This window comes from Neolewinella litorea, from assembly GCF_004803465.1.
Classification (GTDB): Bacteria; Bacteroidota; Bacteroidia; order Chitinophagales; family Saprospiraceae; genus Neolewinella; species Neolewinella litorea.
On sequence record NZ_SRSF01000002.1, the window covers coordinates 310,545 to 330,006 of the forward strand.

Sequence of the window (19,462 nt, forward strand, 5' to 3'; positions counted from 1 at the left end):
GTCAATCCTTCCATGCCAAATCCGCAGGGCAATGTCCCGGAGCGGGACGAGGATCTCGAGCAGATTGAAGTCGTACGTGATCTGCTCACCGACTATGTCTATACCAAACCAAGGCTGGCCCGTGAACTACTAGAGCGGCAGCGCCGGCTGCTCGACCTGCACGCACCCGACCTCGCCCGGCTGGAGCACCGCACCGGCCACGATTACCGCCTTGCCTACCACCTTCACCTCGCCAACCTCGAAAGCCAGGAATACCGGCACGAGGCGGCGGTTGCCCCCTTCCGCGCCGCCCTGGAGATCGCCGAACAGCGGGGCGACATCGCCGATCGCCTGGAAGTCTACCTGTCCTACACCGGCCACCTCAGCAACCTCGGCGAGATCGAAGCCGCCGGCGATTACCTGGAGCGCTGTCAGCGGTTACTCGAATCCTACCCCAGCGACCGCTTGAGCGCCCACGCCGCCTGCCGCCACGGCTATCTCTACTTGCTTTTCTTCAGCTATCCGAAGGCCACGATGAAGTTCCTGGAAGCGGAAACCCTGCTGGAGGGCGGCACTTTCGAACTCACGCCCCAGGATCACTATTTCTACTCCCTGACGCAGTCGGGCATGGGCTCAATCTACCAGAACAGTGGAGAGAGCGAACTGGCGGTAGCGGCCTTCGTGAAGGCCATCCAACGCTGTGAGACCATCGGACTGCGCGCGCGCTTGCCCTGGCACCAGCTCAATCTTGGTAAGGAACTCATCAGCGGGGGCGAATACCAGGAAGCTCTCTCCTACTTCCAGGCCGTTGTCGACAGTGCAGCCAACGGCTCCTCCCGCGCGCTGGCGGCCGCCTACGCCAATATGGGCTTCTGCTACCACCACCTGGAGCAGCCCGAGCGAGCGAGCGGATACCTGGACCGCGCCGAGGAACTATACCGTAGCGAAGCGGAACCCGACCGGGTGGAACTGGCCAGCATCGGGTTTATGCGGGCTACCCTGCTGATGGATGCCGCGCGCTGGGAGAAGGCCATCGCTCAGCTGAACCAATCGCTGCCCGTGGCCCAAGTGGATGAGGAAACCAGCGACCCCCGCCTGCTCAGCATGGTGGCCGATGCCTACCTGTACCTTTCCGTTGCGTACTCCACCACCGGGGATTATGAGGCCGCCTACCACCATCATTGCACCTACGACCATTACAACTTGCGCTTCCACAAGCAGATCGACATCCTGCGCCAACAGCAGTTTGCCGCGCAGTTCCGGGCCGAGGAGCGCGAACAGGAAAACCGGCAACTGAAGTTGCGGGCCAGCCAGCTCAAGCTTAAGGCCCTGCGGGCGCAGATGAACCCCCACTTCCTCTACAATGCGCTTAACAGCATCCAGTCGTTCATCTCAACCAACAACGCCGCGACGGCCAGCAAGCACCTGGCGAAGTTTGCCATGCTGATGCGCCAGAGCCTGGAATACGCCAACCGGGAATACATCACCCTGGAAGAGGAGCGGCAATTCCTGACCGACTACCTGGAGATCAACCGGCACCTTCGCTATGAAGGCAAGCTTACCTACCGCGTGAACCTGCACCCCGACCTGGAGGAGGACATCATCGGCGTGCCGACCATGATTCTGCAACCCTACGTCGAGAACGCTATCGAGCATGGGCTCCGCGGGCAGGCAGAGGGCCACATCGACGTCGAATTCCTTCCGGACGACGATGATCACCTGTTGGCCATCGTGACCGACAACGGCATCGGCCGTGTCCGCGTGCGTGAAATACAGGCGCGCGACGCCACCCGGATGCACCATAAGTCGCGCGGCACCCAGATCACCGAATCCCGCTTGCAGTTGCTTTCCGACGAAGACCGCGAATGGGTGCAGATCATTGACCTTTACGATTCGGACGACCGGGCCAGCGGTACCCAGGTGCGGGTAAGGATTCCCGTAGCCGAGATGCTCCCCCGGCGCGCCGTGCCCCAGGGTTGATCTTGCACGCACCCGGTTTCTGAGTCGGTAAGCGTACCTTACCGTTACAATTGTTCCGCGGACATGCCCGACACCAGCTTACGCCACCGTATCCACGAAATCATTTTCGAGGCCGACACGCCGGCCGGGAAATTTTTCGACGTGGCCCTGCTGGCGCTCATCTGCTTGTCGATCCTCGTGGTGATGCTGGAAAGCGTGTCGGAATTCAATGAGAATTACGGCACCCTCTTTTTCTACATTGAGTGGTTTCTGACCATTGTGTTCACCATTGAATACGGTTTGCGGCTGTGGGTCACGATCAACCCCGTCAGGTACGCGCTGAGTTTCTACGGTATCGTGGACGTGCTGGCCATCCTTCCCTCTTACCTGGCCCTCTTTCTGGCCAACGCCCAGTACTTCCTCATCATCCGCATCCTGCGCCTCATGCGGGTGTTCCGCATCTTCAAGCTGGGGCAGTACCTGACCGAAGGCGACCAGCTGATGAAGGCCATCGCGGCCAGCCGTAACAAGATCTCCGTATTCCTCTTCGTGGTGACCATTCTAGTCATCATCATAGGGTCTTTCATGTACCTGCTGGAGGGCGGGAGCAACGCCGGCTTCTCTTCCATCCCGCGGTCGGTGTACTGGGCCATCGTTACCATCACCACCGTTGGGTACGGTGACATCACCCCCCAGACGCGGGTCGGGCAGTTCGTTTCCGCGGTGGTCATGATCCTGGGTTACGCCATCATCGCCGTACCGACCGGGATCGTTACCACTGAGATCATCAATACCAAAAAGGACGTGAGCACCCAGGTCTGTCGCTACTGCTCCAGGGAAGGCCACACCTCCGACGCCGTATACTGCAAGTACTGCGGCGGCCGACTGAACCCCTAACGGGCTGGCTCAATAGCAACTGCGCACGATTTGCCGGGCCAGCATCTCGTAACCCCGGGCGTCGAAGTGGATCCCATCTGCGCTTTGCTCCAGGACCGCATCACCCGGGCGCTGCTGCCAGTCCACCAGGCAGAAGCCCCGCGTAGCGGCGGTACGCCGGATCTCGTCGCTGAAAGCCGCCGTACAAGCCCGCGCGCCCTGAAAGGAGCCATTTACCTGGGCATCCTCGCCCACCGGGGGTGGCGTGAGCAGAACGATGCGGGGTAGGTCCTGACCGCGCTCACCGAAGAACCTCGCGATGCGGTCCAGAAGGGTGTCCAAGTTAGCAACCAACTGGTCGTGCCGGTCGCTGAACTTTTGCTTGCAGTCGTTGGTGCCCAGGCCGATCAATATCTCGTCGATGGCCCCCATTTCCGCGTAGCCCCGTCGGAGGTAGGGCGTAAGGTTTTCGAGGGTGTTGCGCTCCACGTTTCCGTCGTCGGTAAAACCGATGGTATTGCCGGAAAGGGCCGTATTGACCAGGGGCCCACCGCCGCGCAGCTGCTGAAACTGGTAGACCCATCCCCGGTCGGCGGCACCGTTGCTGTCGCCGATGACCAGGACACTCCGCTTCTTGAGCGGCACCTGACAACTGGAAAGGACCAGGGCCAGGAGGAGCATGGGGAGGGCGGCGGATATCTTCATCATTTCCTGCTTTGTACGGCACCCGCGGCCCCGCCCCGAAAGGTACGCAGGAGCCATTTGCGCTCGATAAATCCGAAGGCCAAGATAGTAAACAGCAACAGAGCCAGGCGCCACAGAATATGCTCGGAATAGGTCCCCGCCACGCAGGCCGCTCCCGCCACCAGGAAGTAGAGAAGCATACGCGCAAAGGGGTAAGTGACTAGAAAATAGCGGCGGGAAACCAGGTAGGCCAGTACGCACATGACCGCGAAACAGGTCAGCATGCCAACGGCCGGTGCCCAGATACCGTAACGGGCCGTGAACAGCAGCGGTCCGCCCACCGCGAAGACCGAGCCCACCAGCGCGATACCGCCCCCGAGAAAGGTCTGGTCCGTAAGCTTGTAGGCGATGCTGAGGTTGCTATAGACCCCGAACAGTAGGTTGGCCGCCAGCAGAACGGGGAGCACCACCAGGCCCGGACGAACGTCGGCCCCGATGAAGTGCTGCAACCACGGCAACCCCAGCAGGATACCGGCGCTGGCCAGCGTGCCCACCAGTCCGTACGCCCGCATTGCGTCGGCGTAAATAGTGCGGTCGGCGGTGGCCAGGTCACTGCCTGATTGCCGGAAGAAAAAGGGTTCGGCGGCGTATTGGTAAGCCGTGACGAACAGGTTAAGGAAGACCGCCATGCGCAGGGCGGCGGTGAAGTAGCCCGCCGCCGCCTCATCGTAGCCGATCAGGACGGTAGGTCCCACCAGTGCATTGGCAATGCCGGCTACCGATACCACCGTAAGGGGCAGACTGTAGGAAAAGAGTTGCCCCAGGGGGGGTGCACCGCGTTCATCAGCTCCGTCGGGCACCTGGTCGAGGGGCACGGCTTCCGACGCCGGTTCGGCGCGCAACAGCCCGTCGACCACCAACATCACGTACCGAAGACCCGCCGCGACGGCCATGGCCAGCAGGTAGTAACCTACCCGGAAGGTGGGCTCGAACCAGGGTGTGAGGTACACCGGCAGGTAGAACAGCAGTCCGTAAATCAGCAGTACGTTCAGCACCACGTTGCTCAGGTTGACCGTCACGAAGAACCAGGCGCGCTGCTGAAGGCGCAGCCGGGCCAGCGGAACGGCGCTCAGGGCGTCAAAAGCGACCATGATCAGCACCAACCGCACGTAGGTGGTGGCCGCCGGGGCATCGAGCCACCCGGCGATGCGGTCGGAAAAGAGAAGCAACGGGCCAATCAGCACCCCGATGGCCAACCACACCAGCCGCTGACTCTGTCGGAACACTGCCTCGGGATCGAAGTCGCCCCGGCTGGCAAAGCGGAACACCGCCGTATCCATCCGGAAGACCACCAGGGCAATGAGGAAAGCCGTCCAGAACATCAGGTTGCCGATCTCCCCGAACTCCTCCTCGGTCAGCACCCGGGTGATGAAGGGGGTGACCAGTACGAAGTTCAGCAGCCGCCCCAGGATGCTGCTGAGGCCGTAGATGAGGGTTTCGCCGGAAAGTTTTTTCAGGGACACGCCGCAAGGTAAGTGCTTACGGCGGCTAGTTGAGCAACAGGAAAATGACCATCTCGCTGAGCAGGATCAGAAAACTGGCGATAAAGTACCGGATCGAAGAACTCACGTTTTTGAACTTGAGGGAGGCGATCTTGGCATTAATGAAGATCTGCGCCGCCAGATCGTCGTCGAGCCCGCGCGGGGAGTCGAGCACCTCGTGGCTGAACTTGCGGAAGGTCTGCATGTCCGGACTGTGCTGCACGATGGATCCGAAAAAGATGATGGACCGGTAATGCTGCTGCACGAGCCGCGGACTGATGCTGCGGAAGCCGTAATAGATCGCGATCAGGGAAGAAACGCCAGAAGTGGTGGTAAGCCCGATAAGCATCCAGGAGGTACTGATCACTTCCAGGATCTCCAGGATGCGGGTGAAGGCCACCGTGATGAGCACGCCGTAGATTGTCAGGATTCCCGTTGCCTTGGCGTCGGAATAGCGAATCCATTCCAGGTTGGCTTCCAGTATCCGCCAGTAGTTTTCCGTTTTCTCGTCCATACCTAAGCATTGGCTCCGGGCCGGGTGCCGCCGGGACCGGATGGTCGATTCCACGGAGGGCATTCAACCCCGGCGGCAGACAGGGGTTCTCTCCAGGAGACGGGGCCGGGTGGGCGGTGGCTGTCGTAGTTTGTTCGTCTCAAGATACTTACATACCCGACATTTCCGCTTGCCCTTTCGCCCCCGCCGGCCGTCCCCCGAAAATCTTTTCCGTTCATGTACATCATCGGCTCCATCCTCGTCAGCGACGACATCACCGACGAACACTTTGCCTGCAACCTCACCGCCTGCAAGGGCGCCTGCTGCTGGGAGGGCGATTACGGCGCACCCCTCGAGGAGGATGAGCTCGCCATCCTCGACGAAGTCTACCCCGCCGTAAGCCCCTACCTCACCGAGGCCGGCCGGGCCGCGATCGCCGAGCAGGGACTTTACGTCCGCAACGGCAGCAGCCACGATACCACCCTGGTCGACGGCGGAGCGTGCGCCTACATGACCCTCGACGGTACGGGTACGGCCCAGTGCGGTATCGAACAGGCCTACAACGACGGGGCCATCGACTGGAAAAAGCCAATCAGCTGCCACCTCTACCCCATCCGCGTCAAGAAGAACCCCCAGACGGGCTTCGAAGCCTTGAACTACGACGTATGGGACATCTGTTCGGCCGCCTGCAGCCGCGGGGAACGGGAACGCATCCGCATCTACGAATTCGCCAAGCCCGCCCTCATCCGTAAATACGGGGAGGCGTGGTACGAAGAACTGGTAGCCGCCGCCGAGCGCGACTCCGAGACTACTTCTCCGGCTCGTTGAGCACCCGGAGGTCGACCAGGAATCGCGCGTCGTCCACCCGTACCGTTTCGGGGTCAATGCCCCTTCCGAGCGGCTGCCATTCGGCTGTCGTTAGCAATCGCACCGGCTCCTCTCCGATGTAGACGCCCACCGGCATCGACAGCCCGGCTACGTCGGCGCGGAGGCGGTATTCCGTCTGCTGCCCGTTGCGGCGCAGCTCGAGCACCGGCACGGCGGGGTACTTCAGGTACTGATCGAAGAAGGGCTGCAGGTCGCGCTCCGTGAACCGACTGAAGTAGTCGATCACCTGCTGGGTATTCACGGTGCTGCGCACGTGATCCTGGTAAAAACTGCGCAGCAACCCGAAGAACAGTGGGTCATCGTTGAGCACTCCCCGCAGGGTATGCAGCATCCACGCGCCCTTGTAGTAGTGATCGGAGGACGCGAAGTCAGTGAAGTTCACCTCCAACGGGCCCAACATGGGCTCCTCATTGGTGATAAAGCGCCGCTGGCTCTGCAGGTAGCGGCGGGCGGCCTCCGCCCCGAAGTGGAATTCCACGTACAGGGCCTCCATATAGGTGGTAAAGGATTCGTGCACCCACATCTCGGCGTGGTCGGCCACGCTCACCGAGTTGCCGAAGTATTCGTGGCCGGCCTCGTGGACGATGATGTAGTCCCAGTCCATATCGCTGGGGATGAGTCCGCCCAGGTAGCCCCGCATATAGCGGTTGCCGTAGGCGATCCCGCTCTGGTGTTCCATGCCCAGGTAGGGCACCTCGATCAGCGCGAAGCCGTCGTCCCAGAAAGGATACTTGCCAAAATAGTGCTCGTAAGCCTCCAGCATGGGGTGGACCTCCCGGAACTGCTTGCGGGCCTTTTCCAGGTTGTAGTCCATCACGTAATAGTCCAGCGCCAGCTCCTCACCGTCAAAGCTGCGGTACACCGTATCGAAGTGTACGTAGTGGCCGATGCCAAGGGATACGTTGTAGTTATTGATGGGATAGCTCACGAACCAGTCGTAGCGTTTCTTGCCCTCGTCTTCCAGTTCGACCTCCGCACGCAGGTTGCCGTTGCTGGCCACGAAGAGACGGTCGGGAACAGTGACGCTGATGAGCATGCTGTCGGGCTCGTCGCTCAGGTGATCCTTGTTCGGCCACCATAGGCTGGCCCCGTCGCCCTCGCAGGCCACGCCTACCCAGTAGCGGTTCTTCTGATCCAGCGCCCATACGAATCCACCGTCCCAGGGGGCATTCTGGGCCTCAGTGGGGGTTCCACCGTAGTGGATCGTCATGCGGTGGCGGCTACCTATGTCCACCGGGTGCGGCAGTTCCACGAACACGGCATTGCCCCGCCGCGTGAAGCGCAGGTCAGTCCCGTTCTGCTCGATGCCGTCGATCTGCAGGTTGCGGTAGAGGTCGAGTTGCAACAGGGGCAGTTCACCGGTAATGGTGTAATCCATCTCCACCCGGCCTTCGATGAGGTGATCTACGGGGGCCACGTCGAGGTGCAGTTCGTAGTAGGTCACGTCGTAGTTTGTCCGGGCGGGCGTCAGCATCCCCCGCAGGGTATCGGCTTCGGTAAAGTGGCGGTCACTCCAGAAGTCCTGGGCGCGGGCGCAGGTGCAAAGGAGGATTCCGAAAAGCAGGGTAAGGTGGCAACGCAGCATACTGCAAATAACGCGCGAAGCGGTGAAATGCTTTTATCGCGGAGGCGATTGGCGGTGACGAAAACCGGATTTCCTCAGGCCGGCGAGGGCTGAGGGGCCGTTACGCGCTGCAGGAAGTTGCCCATGATGCGGTTAAACTCCCGGGGCCGCTCCATCATTGGCGCGTGGGCGCATTCGTCGATGAAGTGCAGTTCGGAGCCCGCGATCAGTTCCTGAAATTGTTCCCCGACGAAGGGGGGCGTGATCGTGTCCTGCTTGCCCCACACCAACAGCGTGGGGGCCGTGACGTTGTGCAGCTTGTGGGCCAGGTTGTGGCGTACGGCGGATTTGGCGGTCATCACGATGCGGATGCCTCGGTTGCGGTCGTTGACGGTGTTGTAGACCTCGTCGACAAGCTCCTGGGTGGAAGTGCTGGGATCAAAAAAGGTGCTTTCCACCTTCTTCTTGATGAAGTCGTAGTTGCCCCGGGGCGGGAAGCTGTTGCCCATGGCACTTTCGAAAAGCCCGCTGCTGCCCGTCAGGGTGATGGAAGCAATGCGCTCGGGGTGGTCAATTACATACAGGATGCCGACGTGGCCGCCCAGGCTGTTGCCCATGATGTGTACGGTAGAGAATCCCTTGAAGTCGATAAAATCCGCCAGGTGATCCACCAGTCCGGCCAGGGAGACCTTGCGCAGCGGCAGGGAAAAAATCGGCAGTGTCGGCACCACCACGTTGAAGCGGCTGCGGAACTCGTCGATCTGCGCACCAAAATTGCTCAGGCCCCCAAAGAGTCCATGCAACAAAAGGAGGGGTTCGCCGGCGCCACCCGTTTCCAGGTAGTCGAACTTGCCCTCTTTCTTCATCTTCAAATCCATGGAGGGGAAATTACAATTTAGACCTCATTATGGGGGATTAACTTCTGAACGGTTTGGCCTTGGTATAGTTTGTTTGTACAAAGGCACGCGATCATCACTACCCTGACCCTTATTCATTACTCCGGAATCGCCAACCGCATCTGGGCGCTTTCCCAGATGCAACTGGGGCAATCCCGTCTCGCTAAGGTAAGCGGATTGTCCTTTTCCCGGCTCATGGGCAGTGGGGGCGGCAATGGATTCAGCCTGCTGCCCAACTTCGGAGTCTTCGCCCTGGTCGGCGAGTGGAAGGACCGATCCGCAGCCGACGATTTTTTTGGTCGTAACGAGTGGTATGCCGAAGTAAGCCGGCGGTCGGACCGGCGCATCACCTTTTTCCTCGAGGCTACCATGGCCCACGGCGCCTGGGGCGGAGACAACCCATTTACCCCCCACCCGGATCGCTACGACCCGGACGAACCCGTGGCGGTGATCACCCGCGCGACCATCTACCCCTCGAAGCTGCCCGACTTCTGGCGCTACGTCCCCGCTACCAGTCGCTCGGTGGACGACTACCCGGAGCGGCGATTGAGCGTGGGGATCGGCGAGTATCCGGTATTTATGCAGGCCACCTTCAGCGTGTGGACCAGCGGCCGCGCCATGACCGAATTCGCCTACGCGGGCCAGCATCATCGCCGGGTGGTGGCCCTGACCCGCCGGCGCGGGTGGTACAAGGAGGAGCTGTTCAGTCGCTTCCGCATTCGGGAGATTGTTGGCAAGTGGCCTGACTTTTCACCACCCCCCGGAGTGGTTGTCGGGCCGCATTTTGTGGCGCAGAAACGTTAAAGTGGCGGGGTACCATGTTTCTTTTGGTACCTTAATTTCCGAACGAAACGCCACCGCGGCCCGCCCCCTATGCCACAGTATTCCTGGAACATTACCGGCCACCAAGGGGAAAGCTACAAACTCGGGCTTTTCCACGGCGACAAGACCCATCACGTGGTGCTCCACTGCAACGATCGCGTGGTGCAGATTGACTTCGAGGTACGGGAATCCAAAACCTACTCCGTATTTCTCGATCAGGAGCTCTGCGAGGTGTCCATCGATCACACCGGCGGCAACCACTACGATTATACCTGTCGCATCAACCACGAGGCCAAGACGCCCCTTAACCAGTGGCGCAAGTCGCACCGCGACAGCCAATCGCGCATGGAGCGCGTCCGCATGCTCGTGGCCGGCGGCGTGGTGCTCATCGTTTTTGCCTTTCTGCTGAGCAGCTATTTCGGGTGAGGGGGTGAATGCGCAAGGATCGGATTGACCGGCCACGGTAGGCACCGCATCTTTACGTCATGTACGATACCGAAACTTACGACCGTATCGCTAGGGCCATTCGCTTCATTCGCGATCGACAGTCCGAGCAGCCAGACCTGGCCACCGTGGCGGAACACGTTCAACTGAGCAAGTTTCACTTCCAGCGGCTATTCACCACCTGGGCTGGCGTGTCTCCGAAGACCTACCTGCAGTACCTCACTACCGAGCGCGCTCGCTCGGCGCTGGAGGGCGGAAGCACTACCCTTCAAACCTCGTACGCCAGCGGGCTTTCCGGCAACGCGCGCCTGCACGAACACTTCGTCAAGGTGCTGGCTTGCACCCCGGGCGAGTACCGTCGGGGCGGGGAGGGACTGAACCTGCGCTATACCTCCTTCCCCACGCCCTTCGGTACGGCCCTGGCCGCGGAGACCGAGCGGGGCATTTGCAGTTTGTCCTTTTCCGACGGGCCGGCGGATCCCCACAAGTTGCGCGAGGCATTCCCTCGTGCCACCCTGATTGAGGGTATCGGGGAACAGACCGCCGCGGTCAAGACTTACTTCACCAGCTGGGAGCGTCCCGCGCGACCGATCGGGCTTGATCTGCGCGGCACGCCCTTTCAACTTCAGGTGTGGCGCGCCCTGCTGGCCATCCCGCCCGGAAAGCTTCTTACCTACGCAGAGATGGCGACGGCCGTCGGCAAACCCTCCGCCAGTCGGGCGGTGGGCTCCGCCATCGGCAAGAACTCCGTGGCCTACCTGATCCCCTGCCACCGGGTGATCCGCAGCGACGGCGGCCTGGGCGGCTACCGCTGGGGCTCCGACCGCAAACAGGTTATCAACGACTGGGAAAAATTGCGCGGCCTGTAGCGATGGCTTGAGCCGTCAGGCTGCCCACTTATGTAGCGATGGCTTCAACCGTCAAGCTGCTACAAAACCGGTAACGCCGAAAGTCAATCGGGCTGGAAAGCCCTCAACCCGTTTGGTAGCGATGGCTTCAGCCGTCAAGCTGCTACAAAAACCGGTAACGCAGAAGGTCAATCGGGCTGGAAAGCCCTCAACCCGCTTGTGTAGCGATGGCTTCAGCCGTCAAGCTGCAAAAAATAACAGCTATCACAAGCAGCAGGCCGGCTCAAGCCGGCGCTACGGTGCAGGGCCTGTGCGGCAGGTAGCGACGGCTTGGGCCGTCAGGCTGCCCACTTATGTAGCGATGGCTTCAGCCGTTAAGCTGCTACAAAAACCGGTAACGCAGAAGGTCAATCGGGCTGGAAAGCCCTCAACCCGCTTGTGTAGCGATGGCTTCAGCCGTCAAGCTGCAAAAAATAACAGCTATCACAAGCAGCAGGCCGGCTCAAGCCGACGCTACGGTGCAGGAGCAGCGGGCCGGCTCAGGGCGACGCTACACGGTGCTACGCCGGCACCACGCGCACAATGCCTGTACCTTCCACGCTGGCGTAGATGTATCCGTCGGGGCCCATACGGACGTCGCGAACCCGGCCGATATTTTTGATGAGTTCCTGCTCTCCGGTGACGGCATCGCCGTCGAGGTGAACCAACTTGATGTAGCTGAACTTGAGGCTGCCGACCAGCAGGTCGCCTTCCCATCCTGGGTAGCGGTCGCCGGTTACGAAGGCCATGCCGCTGGGCGCGATGCTGGGCACCCAGTAGTGGAAGGGTTGCTCCATACCGGCCTTGCCTACCTCCTGCGTGATCTGGGTACCGTCGTAGTTGATACCATAGGTAATCACCGGCCAGCCGTAATTTTTACCGGCCTCAATGATGTTGACCTCGTCGCCGCCCCGTGGACCGTGCTCGTGCTCCCAGATCTGTCCTGTGGTGGGATGCACGGCCAAGCCCTGCAGGTTGCGGTGCCCAAGTGAGTAGGTGGCCTCCTTGGCATTGGGAGCGCCTACGAAGGGGTTATCGGATGGGATGCTGCCGTCGGCAGCAATGCGGTACACCTTGCCCCCATCGCGGGTACTGTCCTGGGGGTTTTCGTCGCGGTTGCCGCGATCGCCAATGGTGAAGTAGAGGTATCCGTCTTCCGGTCCCCAGACCATCCGGCTGCCGTAGTGCTGACCCTTATCGGTGGCCGGGCCACCGTCGTATAGGGAGGTGAAATTTTCAAGTCGGGTACCGTCTTCACTGAGGGTACCACGTCCCACGGAAGTGAAGCCCTTCTCCCCACCATCTTCCGAGCGGCTGTAGCTGAGGTAAACGTAACGGTTGGTCGCGAAGTCCTGGTCGAGCAAGACATCGAGCAATCCGCCCTGACCGGCATCCCGAACCTCGGGCACCCCGCTGACCTCCGTAGCGGAATCGCCCTGCACGTGCAAGAGGCGGCCGTCCTTTACGGTAGCCACCATGTTGCCGTCGGGCAGCCAGGTGAAGCCCCAGATGATGTCCTCGAAGTTGAATACCGTCTCGGCTTCCACACCGGCGGCCGTCAGCATCATGGTGGGTTCGCCGTCGGCCGCGCGGTTGGGGCCTTCGGTGGTGCTTTCTTCGGTAGTGGTGGAGGCGGGGTCGCAGGCCACGAAGAGGGAGATTAGAATCGGCAGGAAGAGGTAGCGCATGGGGGTAATTGACTATAAGTAAAGCGGGGCCGCCGGCGCACTTTGCACCCGCGGCCCCGCCCTAAGTAACGCATGTTTGCGAAAAAGGGTTACGGTTTGATGTCTCCTTCCGTTTTGGCGAAATCGCCGGCGCGGAGCAGCACCATCTTGTCGACGTCGATGTACTTGCTGATGGCGGCGTTGATCTGCTCGGGGGTGAGCGACATCATCTGTTCCTCCAGCTGCTTGTCCCACTGCATGGTGCGGTCGAGGTAAGCGTTGTTGGTCAGGGTACCCGCCATACTACGATCCTGGGCCCGACTGACGGCCGCGTTCTGTTTCCAGCCGCTTTTGGCCGCGGCCAGCTCCTCGGCGGTGAAGCCTTCGGAACGCGCCCGGTCGATCTCTTCTCGGAAAGCTTTCTCGAGGGCCTCGCGGTTTTCGGGATTGTAGATCGCGTACGACATGAAGGTTCCGTTCTCGTCGATGGCGCTGGCGGCAAACTGGCTGCCTACACCGTAACTGAGGCCGTCCTGCTGCCGGATGCGGGTAGCCAGGCGACTGTTCAGGAAGCCTCCGCCGAGCATGTAGTTACCCATTACGAGGGCCGGATAATCGGGGTGGGCATCGCTGATGGGCATGGTCTGTACCGCCACGAACCAGGCGTTTGCCTTATCGGGCGTCTCGATTTTCACGGCTTCGGGCTTCACCTCCTGGTAGGGCCGGGCAATGCGTTCGAACTCAACGGGGCTCTCCCAGTCGCCAAAATTGCGGACCAGCGACTCCTTCACGGCTTCAACTTCCATGTCACCGCTGGCGGCGAAAATGGTGTTGCTGCCGCCGTACACCTCTTCGTAGTAGGCCTTGACGTCCTCCAGTTTGAGGTTTTTCAATGCCTCGATCTGCTCGTCGAAGGTAGGGACGTAATTCGGGTGACCCTTGGGGTAGTTCCTGGTGCGCCGCTGCATCTCGTTGAAAACGATGGCCTGGGGATCGCTGCGGCGTTCCTCGATCGAGGCCAGTTGTTCCTTGACCATTTTGTCAAACTCCTCCTGGGGGAAAGTGGGGTTGCGCATGATCTCACCCAGCAGGTCGATCACGGCGGGCAGCTTCTCGTTTTCGGTTTCGATGTAGGCGATGGCCATGCTTTCGTCGCCCGAGAGGTTAACGCGCGCCTTGAGTTCATCCAGTTTGTCCTGTATCTCCTGGCGGGTATACTGCTCCGATCCCATCATCAGCATCTGGCCGATCTTGCCGGCGGCGAAGGTGCGGTTAGTAGCGACTTCGAGGTTGCCGAGGTCGAAGCGCAACTGTGCATTCACGCTGTTGCCGCGGGTTTCCTTCGGCAGCAGCATGTATTCGATATTGTTGTTGTCACCCAGCGTGCCGGTGACGGTGCGGCTGTCGATGTTCTCATAGGAAGGGTCAAACTCCTCCCCTTCAGCGATGGCCTCACGGCCTTCGTAGCCTTTGGTGATGGCTTCCAGGTCATTCACTTCGGGAATTGAGGCACGGTCGGGCTGCGCTACAGGGTAGAACCGACCGATAGTGCGGTTTTGCGGCTTGAAGTACTGTTGGGCGACGCGGATCACGTCGGCCTGGGTCACCTGCTCAACGCGGTCGCGGTAGATGTAGCCGAGTCGCCAGTCGCCCTGGGCGATGTAGGCGCTCATCAGCAGTCCTACGCGGTTGGCGTCGCGCTGGTTGAGCTCAAAGTTTTTCAAGATCCCGTCTTTGGCGCGCTTGACCTGCTCCTCGCTGGGGGGATTTTGGGCGAGGCTATCCAGGGTATTCTTGAGTTTGGTTTCCACTTCCATCAGGTCGTTCTCCTTCAGCACGTTGGCGTTGAAGAAAGCGTATCCCGGCTCGGCGAGGGCCGGCGCGAAACCCCAAAGGCTGCTGGCATTGCCGTTTTCTACGAGGGCCTGGTAGAGGAGTCCGCTGGGCTCGTCGACCAGGGTATTCATCAGCACGGAAAGGGCGGCGAAATCGGGATGAGGGCCGGCCGGAATGTGGTAGGCGGCCTGTACTACCTGTACGTCGCCTACTCGTTTGAGTTCGACGAAGCGCTCACCATCCTGTATGGGCTCACGGGTATAGGTGGGATAGAGTTGCCGTTCGGGCTTGGGAATACTGCCGAACTTCTCCTGGATGAGTTCCAGGGCGCGGGCGGGTTCGAATTTACCGGCCACCACTAGCACGGCATTGTCGGGCTGGTAATACTTGCGGTAGAAGCCCTGGAGCCGCTCGATAGGAACGTTTTCCAGGTCGGCCTTCGAGCCGATGGTCGACTTGCCGTAGTTGTGCCAGAGGTAGGCGGTACTCAGCACGCGTTCCATCAGGACGCCGCCGGGATCGTTCTCCCCGCTTTCGAATTCATTCCGCACGACGGTCATTTCACTCTCCAGGTCCTTCTTGGCAATGAAGGAGTTGACCATGCGGTCGGCCTCCATATCCAGGGCCCACTCGAGGTTCTCGTCGCTGGCGGAGAACGTTTCAAAGTAGTTCGTGCGGTCGTACCAGGTGGTACCGTTGGGCCGGGCGCCGTGCTCGGTAAGTTCCTGGGGAATATTCGGGTGGTCGGGCGTTCCCTTGAATACCAGGTGTTCCAGGAGGTGGGCCATGCCGGTTTCACCGTAGGCTTCGTGGCGCGACCCGACCTTATAGGTAACGTTTACGGTAGTGGTGGGTACCGATTGGTCGGGGAAAAGCAGCACCGTTAACCCGTTGTCGAGCCGGTACTCGGTGACGCCTTCTACGGAGGTGATTTTTTCGGGGCCGTCGTAGGATTGGGCCAGCAGCTCCCCGGGGAGGGAAAGGAGCAGCGCACAGCAAAGGGTTAGGAAGGAAAGGCCTGGGTACTGCATATATAAATTGGTGTTAGGGGCACAAGAAGTCGATAAAAGTACGGGCTTTCACCGCATTATAGACCAACCGGGGCAGAATGTATACCAACGGTCCCGCCTCGGTTCAGGCTGCCAGCGCAGCAACCCCACCCCTCGCTCCGGAAAATAGTGACCTTCCTCGCAAGCCGCGAGGCAGGCGGCGCGGGTTGCCCGCCCGGCCCGGATGCATTAAATTGAACTGCCATTCCGCGGAACCACCCACCCAGCATGCTTTCTGCCAAACATCGACACCTGATCGCGCGTATCCTGCCATTCGGGGCAATCTGGCTGTTGAGCTCCATAATCTTCCTGTTGCTGGACTGGTCGGCGGCCGGGGGGCAATTCCCCGAAAACGATACGGCCATCCTCCCCGATTTCGGCATCCTGATCTATGCGGTGTCCGCTATGGGCTTCCTGGGCCTGGTGGTCGGATACATCGAGCTGACCCTCTTCAGCCGCTGGTTCAACCACACCACCTTCCTGCGCAAGTCGATTTACAAATTCCTGATCTACCTGGTGTTCGTCCATCTGGTGGTGCTCATCACCTACCCCCTGGCCGCCTCCATGGAGATGGGCCTGTCGCTTTTCGATCGGGAAGTGTGGAGCAAGCTGGGCCGCTACCTTACCAGCGTCGTCCATCTCAATACGGTCCTGCAACTGGCGATCGTGATCGCGCTCTCCATCGTGTACGCGCAGGTCAGCGAGGTGATCGGACACACTACCCTCCTGAACCTCCTGACCGGCACTTACCACCACCCCAACGAAGAGGATCGGATCTACCTTTTCCTTGACATGCGGTCCTCCACTACGATCGCCGAACAACTTGGCCACCGCCGCTACTTCGACCTGCTCAAAACGTACTACGAAGACCTGGCCGACGCCGTGGTGCGCCACGAGGGGGAGGTGTACCTGTACGTTGGGGACGAGATGATTGTATCGTGGAAGTTGCGCGACGGGCTGGAGGACAACAACTGCGTGCGTTGCTTTTTTGCCCTGGAAAACGATCTGCGCGCGCGTGCCGAATGGTACCTGGAAGAGTTCGGTTTGAAGCCCAGTTTCAAAGCCGGTCTGCACTGCGGTACCGTAACTACCGGTGAGGTGGGCGTCCTGAAACGGCACGTGATGTTCACGGGGGATGTCCTGAACGCTACGGCACGCATTCAGGCCCTCTGCAATACCGTCGGGGTCGACCTGTTAATATCCCGTCCCCTCCTGAAAGCATTGCCCTTGGGAAAGGGATGGCACCCGCGCTCCGTCGGCAAATACGAACTGCGGGGGAAACGGGAGGAACTCGAACTATTTACGGTTGACCAATCGACCCTTGACGCCTAGTAAGCCCGCTCCCCGCTGCCTTCCATGTAATTAACGAAGGCCTTGTTGACGACCCGGAAGCCGCCCGGCGTAGGGTAGTTGCCGCTGAAGTACCAGTCGCCGTTGTTGTTGGGACAGGCCTTGCGCAGGTCCTCGATCGTCTGGTAGATGACGTCGACCTTCGGCTTGGTGCCCTTGGGCGTCATGATCTGGGCGATCTTCTTGCTCACGTCCTCGTACTTGAACTGGTCGTAGAGTTCCTTGACGACGTTCTTCTGCTTGTTGTCCGGCTTTTTGAGCTCGGCCACGGCCTTCTTGTACACCTGCTTGAGCAGTTTCTTTTTCCCCTTTTGCTCGAGGAGGGCTTCCATGGCCTTGAAAGCCACGAACTCGCCCATCTTCGACATATCGATGCCGTAGCAGTCGGGGTAGCGGATCTGGGGGGCGCTGGACACGATGATGATGCGCTTGGGCCGAAGGCGGCTCACGATCTTGATGATGGAGTCGCGCATGGTGGTACCGCGCACGATGCTGTCGTCGAGCAGTACCAGGGTATCGATTTCGTCGCGCACGATGCCGTAAGTGACGTCGTAGACGTGGCTGACCATGTCGTCGCGGCTGGAAGTATCGGCGATGAAGGTGCGCGTCTTGCCGTCCTTAACCACGATCTTCTCGTTGCGGACTTGCGTTTTGAGCACCTTGCCGAAGCCGTTCTTGCCGTCCTTTTTGCGGCGCTTCATTTCCTTCTTGCGCCAGTCGCGGAGCTCGTCTTCCAGTCCCTCGATCATGCCGTAGAAGGCGGTTTCGGCGGTGTTGGGTACGTAGCTGAAAACGGTGTTGTCGAAATCGTACTTCACGGCCTTGGCGACCGATTTGGCCAGGCGGCGGCCCAGTTCCTTCCGTTCCAGGTAGATGTCGCGGTCGTTGCCGCGGCTGAAGTAAATCCGCTCGAAAGAGCAGGCGGCGCGGGGCAGGGGCTTGGTGAAGGGCTCCATGGAGGTCTTGCCGCTCTTCTTGATGATTAGGGCATGGCCGGGCTCGACCTCCTTGATGGTGGCGATGGGCACGTTGAAGACCGTCTGCAGGGCCGGTCGCTCGGAAGCTACGGCCACGAATTCATCGTCCTCGAAGTAAAAGGCCGGCCGGATGCCCGCCGGGTCGCGCATCACGAAGGCGTCGCCGTGGCCGATCATGCCGCCCATGACGTAGCCGCCGTCGAATTTCTTGCTGGCGCGCTTCAGCAGCCGCTGTACGTCGAGTTCCTCGGCGATGATGTCGTTGATTTCGATGTTGGTGTGGCCGTCGGGCTTGTGCCAGGTGTGGATGCGCTGCACCTCGTCGTCGAGGAAGTGGCCGATCTTTTCGAGGACGGTCACCGTATCGGATTTTTCCTTGGGGTACTGTCCGAGGTCCACCAGCTCCTGGAAGAGCTCGTTGACGTTGGTCAGGTTGAAGTTGCCGGCGATGATGAGGCAGCGGGTCTTCCAGTTGCTTTGCCGCAGGAAGGGGTGGCAGGTTTCGATGGCGTTGGTGGAGTGGGTGCCGTAGCGCAGGTGGCCCATCATCAGTTCGCCGGTGTAGGGCAGGTTTTCCTTGAGCCACTGTCCGTTGGCCAGTTGCTTGGGGGTGAGCTCGTCGAAGCGGCGGTAGACCCCGCTCCAGAGGTCGTCCAGGTAGTTGGAGGCGTTGGAGCGCTTGCGGCTGATGAACTTCTTGCCGGGCGGGTGGTCCAGTTTGATGGTGGCCATGCCGGCCCCGTCCTGTCCGCGGTTGCGCATCTTGCGCATCAACAGCTGCAGGCATTTCAGGCCGTGCAGGGGCGTTCCGTACTTCTTGTTGTAGTAATCAAGTGGCTTTTTGAGCCGGATCATTGCAAGACCGCACTCGTGGTGGATGGCTTCACTCATAAGGGGGCGCCCTTTTTTGGGAGGGTCAAAGGTACAACGTTTTGTCGGGCACGATGGGTATACCCCGGGCGGCGGCGCGCGGGTGCCTGGGTCCGGAACCGCGAATTCCGCTCCATCCCGACCGAACGGTGCAGAGACCTGTATCGCTCTCGAGGAAACTTCGGGTTCCACATGTTTCAAGGCCTGCCTAAACCCGACGGGACGTCGGGAACCGCACGGCTCGTGACCTCTGGTCGCGGTACCTAATCTTTTCCAAAACCCGACGAGACGTCGGGAACCGCACGGCTCGTGACCTCTGGTCGCGGTACCTAATCTTTTCCAAAACCCGACGAGACGTCGGGAGCCGGGCGGCTCGTGACCTCCGGTCGCGGCATCCGAACTTTACCCAGGCCCGACGGGACGTCGGGAACCGCACGGCTCGTGACCTCTGGTCGCGGTACCCGAACATTACGCAGGCCCGACGGGACGTCGGGAACCGGGCGGCTCGTGACCTCCGGTCGCGGCACCTATGCTTTATCATAGCCCGACGGGACGTCGGGAACCACACCGCCCGGCTCGTGACCTCTGGTCGCGGTACCCGAACATTACGCAGGCCCGACGGGACGTCGGGAACCACACGGCTCGTGACTTCCGGTCGCGGCACCCGAACATTACGCAGG

At 60.5% G+C, this 19,462-nt stretch carries 15 protein-coding genes; 7 read left to right on the top strand and 8 right to left on the bottom strand.

Annotation, left to right across the window (positions count from 1 at the left end; all coding sequences use genetic code 11):
• Positions 1–12: 12 nt before the first annotated feature.
• Positions 13–1,959, top strand: coding sequence for a histidine kinase (locus E4021_RS06965; RefSeq protein WP_136457761.1), 1,947 nt, complete (start codon positions 13–15; stop codon positions 1,957–1,959).
• Positions 1,960–2,022: 63 nt separating this feature from the next.
• Positions 2,023–2,835 carry an ion transporter gene (locus E4021_RS06970; protein WP_136457763.1) on the top strand — a complete coding sequence of 271 codons (813 nt, stop codon included), beginning with the start codon at positions 2,023–2,025 and terminating at the stop codon, positions 2,833–2,835.
• Positions 2,836–2,844: 9 nt separating this feature from the next.
• Here E4021_RS06970 and E4021_RS06975 read toward each other — a convergent pair whose 3' ends face one another.
• The 3 genes from E4021_RS06975 to E4021_RS06985 are packed head-to-tail and all read right to left on the bottom strand — an operon-like array spanning position 2,845 to position 5,553.
• Positions 2,845–3,522, bottom strand: coding sequence for an SGNH/GDSL hydrolase family protein (locus tag E4021_RS06975; protein ID WP_168797502.1), 678 nt, complete (start codon positions 3,520–3,522; stop codon positions 2,845–2,847).
• Positions 3,519–5,021, bottom strand: coding sequence for a lipopolysaccharide biosynthesis protein (locus E4021_RS06980; protein WP_136457767.1), 1,503 nt, complete (start codon positions 5,019–5,021; stop codon positions 3,519–3,521). Before E4021_RS06980 ends, E4021_RS06975 begins: the two co-directional genes overlap by 4 nt.
• Positions 5,022–5,046: 25 nt before the next feature.
• On the bottom strand, positions 5,047–5,553 hold the full coding sequence (locus E4021_RS06985) for a Pycsar system effector family protein (protein WP_136457769.1): 507 nt from the start codon (positions 5,551–5,553) through the stop codon (positions 5,047–5,049).
• A 216-nt stretch (positions 5,554–5,769) separates the two neighbouring features.
• Between E4021_RS06985 and E4021_RS06990 the strand changes: the two genes are divergently transcribed.
• The gene (locus E4021_RS06990; protein WP_136457771.1) at positions 5,770–6,360 is read left to right on the top strand and encodes a DUF3109 family protein; all 591 of its coding nucleotides are present in this window, start codon (positions 5,770–5,772) and stop codon (positions 6,358–6,360) included.
• Here E4021_RS06990 and E4021_RS06995 read toward each other — a convergent pair.
• Both E4021_RS06995 and E4021_RS07000 read right to left on the bottom strand, forming a co-directional pair.
• Positions 6,341–8,005 carry a M1 family metallopeptidase gene (locus E4021_RS06995; protein WP_136457773.1) on the bottom strand — a complete coding sequence of 555 codons (1,665 nt, stop codon included), beginning with the start codon at positions 8,003–8,005 and terminating at the stop codon, positions 6,341–6,343. The genes E4021_RS06990 and E4021_RS06995 overlap by 20 nt on opposite strands.
• Before the next feature lie 74 nt (positions 8,006–8,079).
• The gene (locus E4021_RS07000; RefSeq protein ID WP_136457775.1) at positions 8,080–8,862 is read right to left on the bottom strand and encodes an alpha/beta fold hydrolase; all 783 of its coding nucleotides are present in this window, start codon (positions 8,860–8,862) and stop codon (positions 8,080–8,082) included.
• Between the two features lie 69 nt (positions 8,863–8,931).
• On the opposite strand from E4021_RS07000, the gene E4021_RS07005 reads away from it, so the two are divergent.
• The 3 genes from E4021_RS07005 to E4021_RS07015 all read left to right on the top strand — a co-directional run bounded on the left by E4021_RS07005 (position 8,932) and on the right by E4021_RS07015 (position 11,015).
• Entirely contained in the window at positions 8,932–9,684 is a 753-nt protein-coding gene (locus tag E4021_RS07005) for a hypothetical protein (RefSeq protein ID WP_211096982.1), read from the top strand.
• Between the two features lie 69 nt (positions 9,685–9,753).
• Positions 9,754–10,128 (top strand): hypothetical protein, encoded by a 375-nt coding sequence (locus E4021_RS07010; RefSeq protein ID WP_136457778.1) that lies wholly within the window; start codon positions 9,754–9,756, stop codon positions 10,126–10,128.
• 59 nt (positions 10,129–10,187) lie between these two features.
• Positions 10,188–11,015, top strand: a complete 828-nt coding sequence (locus E4021_RS07015; RefSeq protein ID WP_136457780.1) for a methylated-DNA--[protein]-cysteine S-methyltransferase — start codon at positions 10,188–10,190, stop codon at positions 11,013–11,015.
• A 539-nt stretch (positions 11,016–11,554) separates the two neighbouring features.
• Here the strand turns inward: E4021_RS07015 and E4021_RS07020 are convergent.
• Positions 11,555–12,721: a PQQ-dependent sugar dehydrogenase gene (locus E4021_RS07020; protein WP_136457782.1), complete on the bottom strand. Its 1,167-nt coding sequence runs from the start codon at positions 12,719–12,721 to the stop codon at positions 11,555–11,557.
• An 89-nt stretch (positions 12,722–12,810) separates the two neighbouring features.
• Positions 12,811–15,567: a M16 family metallopeptidase gene (locus E4021_RS07025; protein ID WP_136457784.1), complete on the bottom strand. Its 2,757-nt coding sequence runs from the start codon at positions 15,565–15,567 to the stop codon at positions 12,811–12,813.
• Between the two features lie 246 nt (positions 15,568–15,813).
• Between E4021_RS07025 and E4021_RS07030 the strand changes: the two genes are divergently transcribed.
• A complete protein-coding gene (locus E4021_RS07030) occupies positions 15,814–16,917 on the top strand; it encodes an adenylate/guanylate cyclase domain-containing protein (protein WP_136457786.1) in 1,104 nt (367 codons plus the stop codon).
• On the opposite strand, the gene E4021_RS07035 is transcribed toward E4021_RS07030, so the two are convergent.
• Positions 16,914–18,803, bottom strand: a complete 1,890-nt coding sequence (locus E4021_RS07035) for an amidophosphoribosyltransferase (RefSeq protein WP_136457788.1) — start codon at positions 18,801–18,803, stop codon at positions 16,914–16,916. The genes E4021_RS07030 and E4021_RS07035 overlap by 4 nt on opposite strands.
• Positions 18,804–19,462 lie beyond the last annotated feature (659 nt).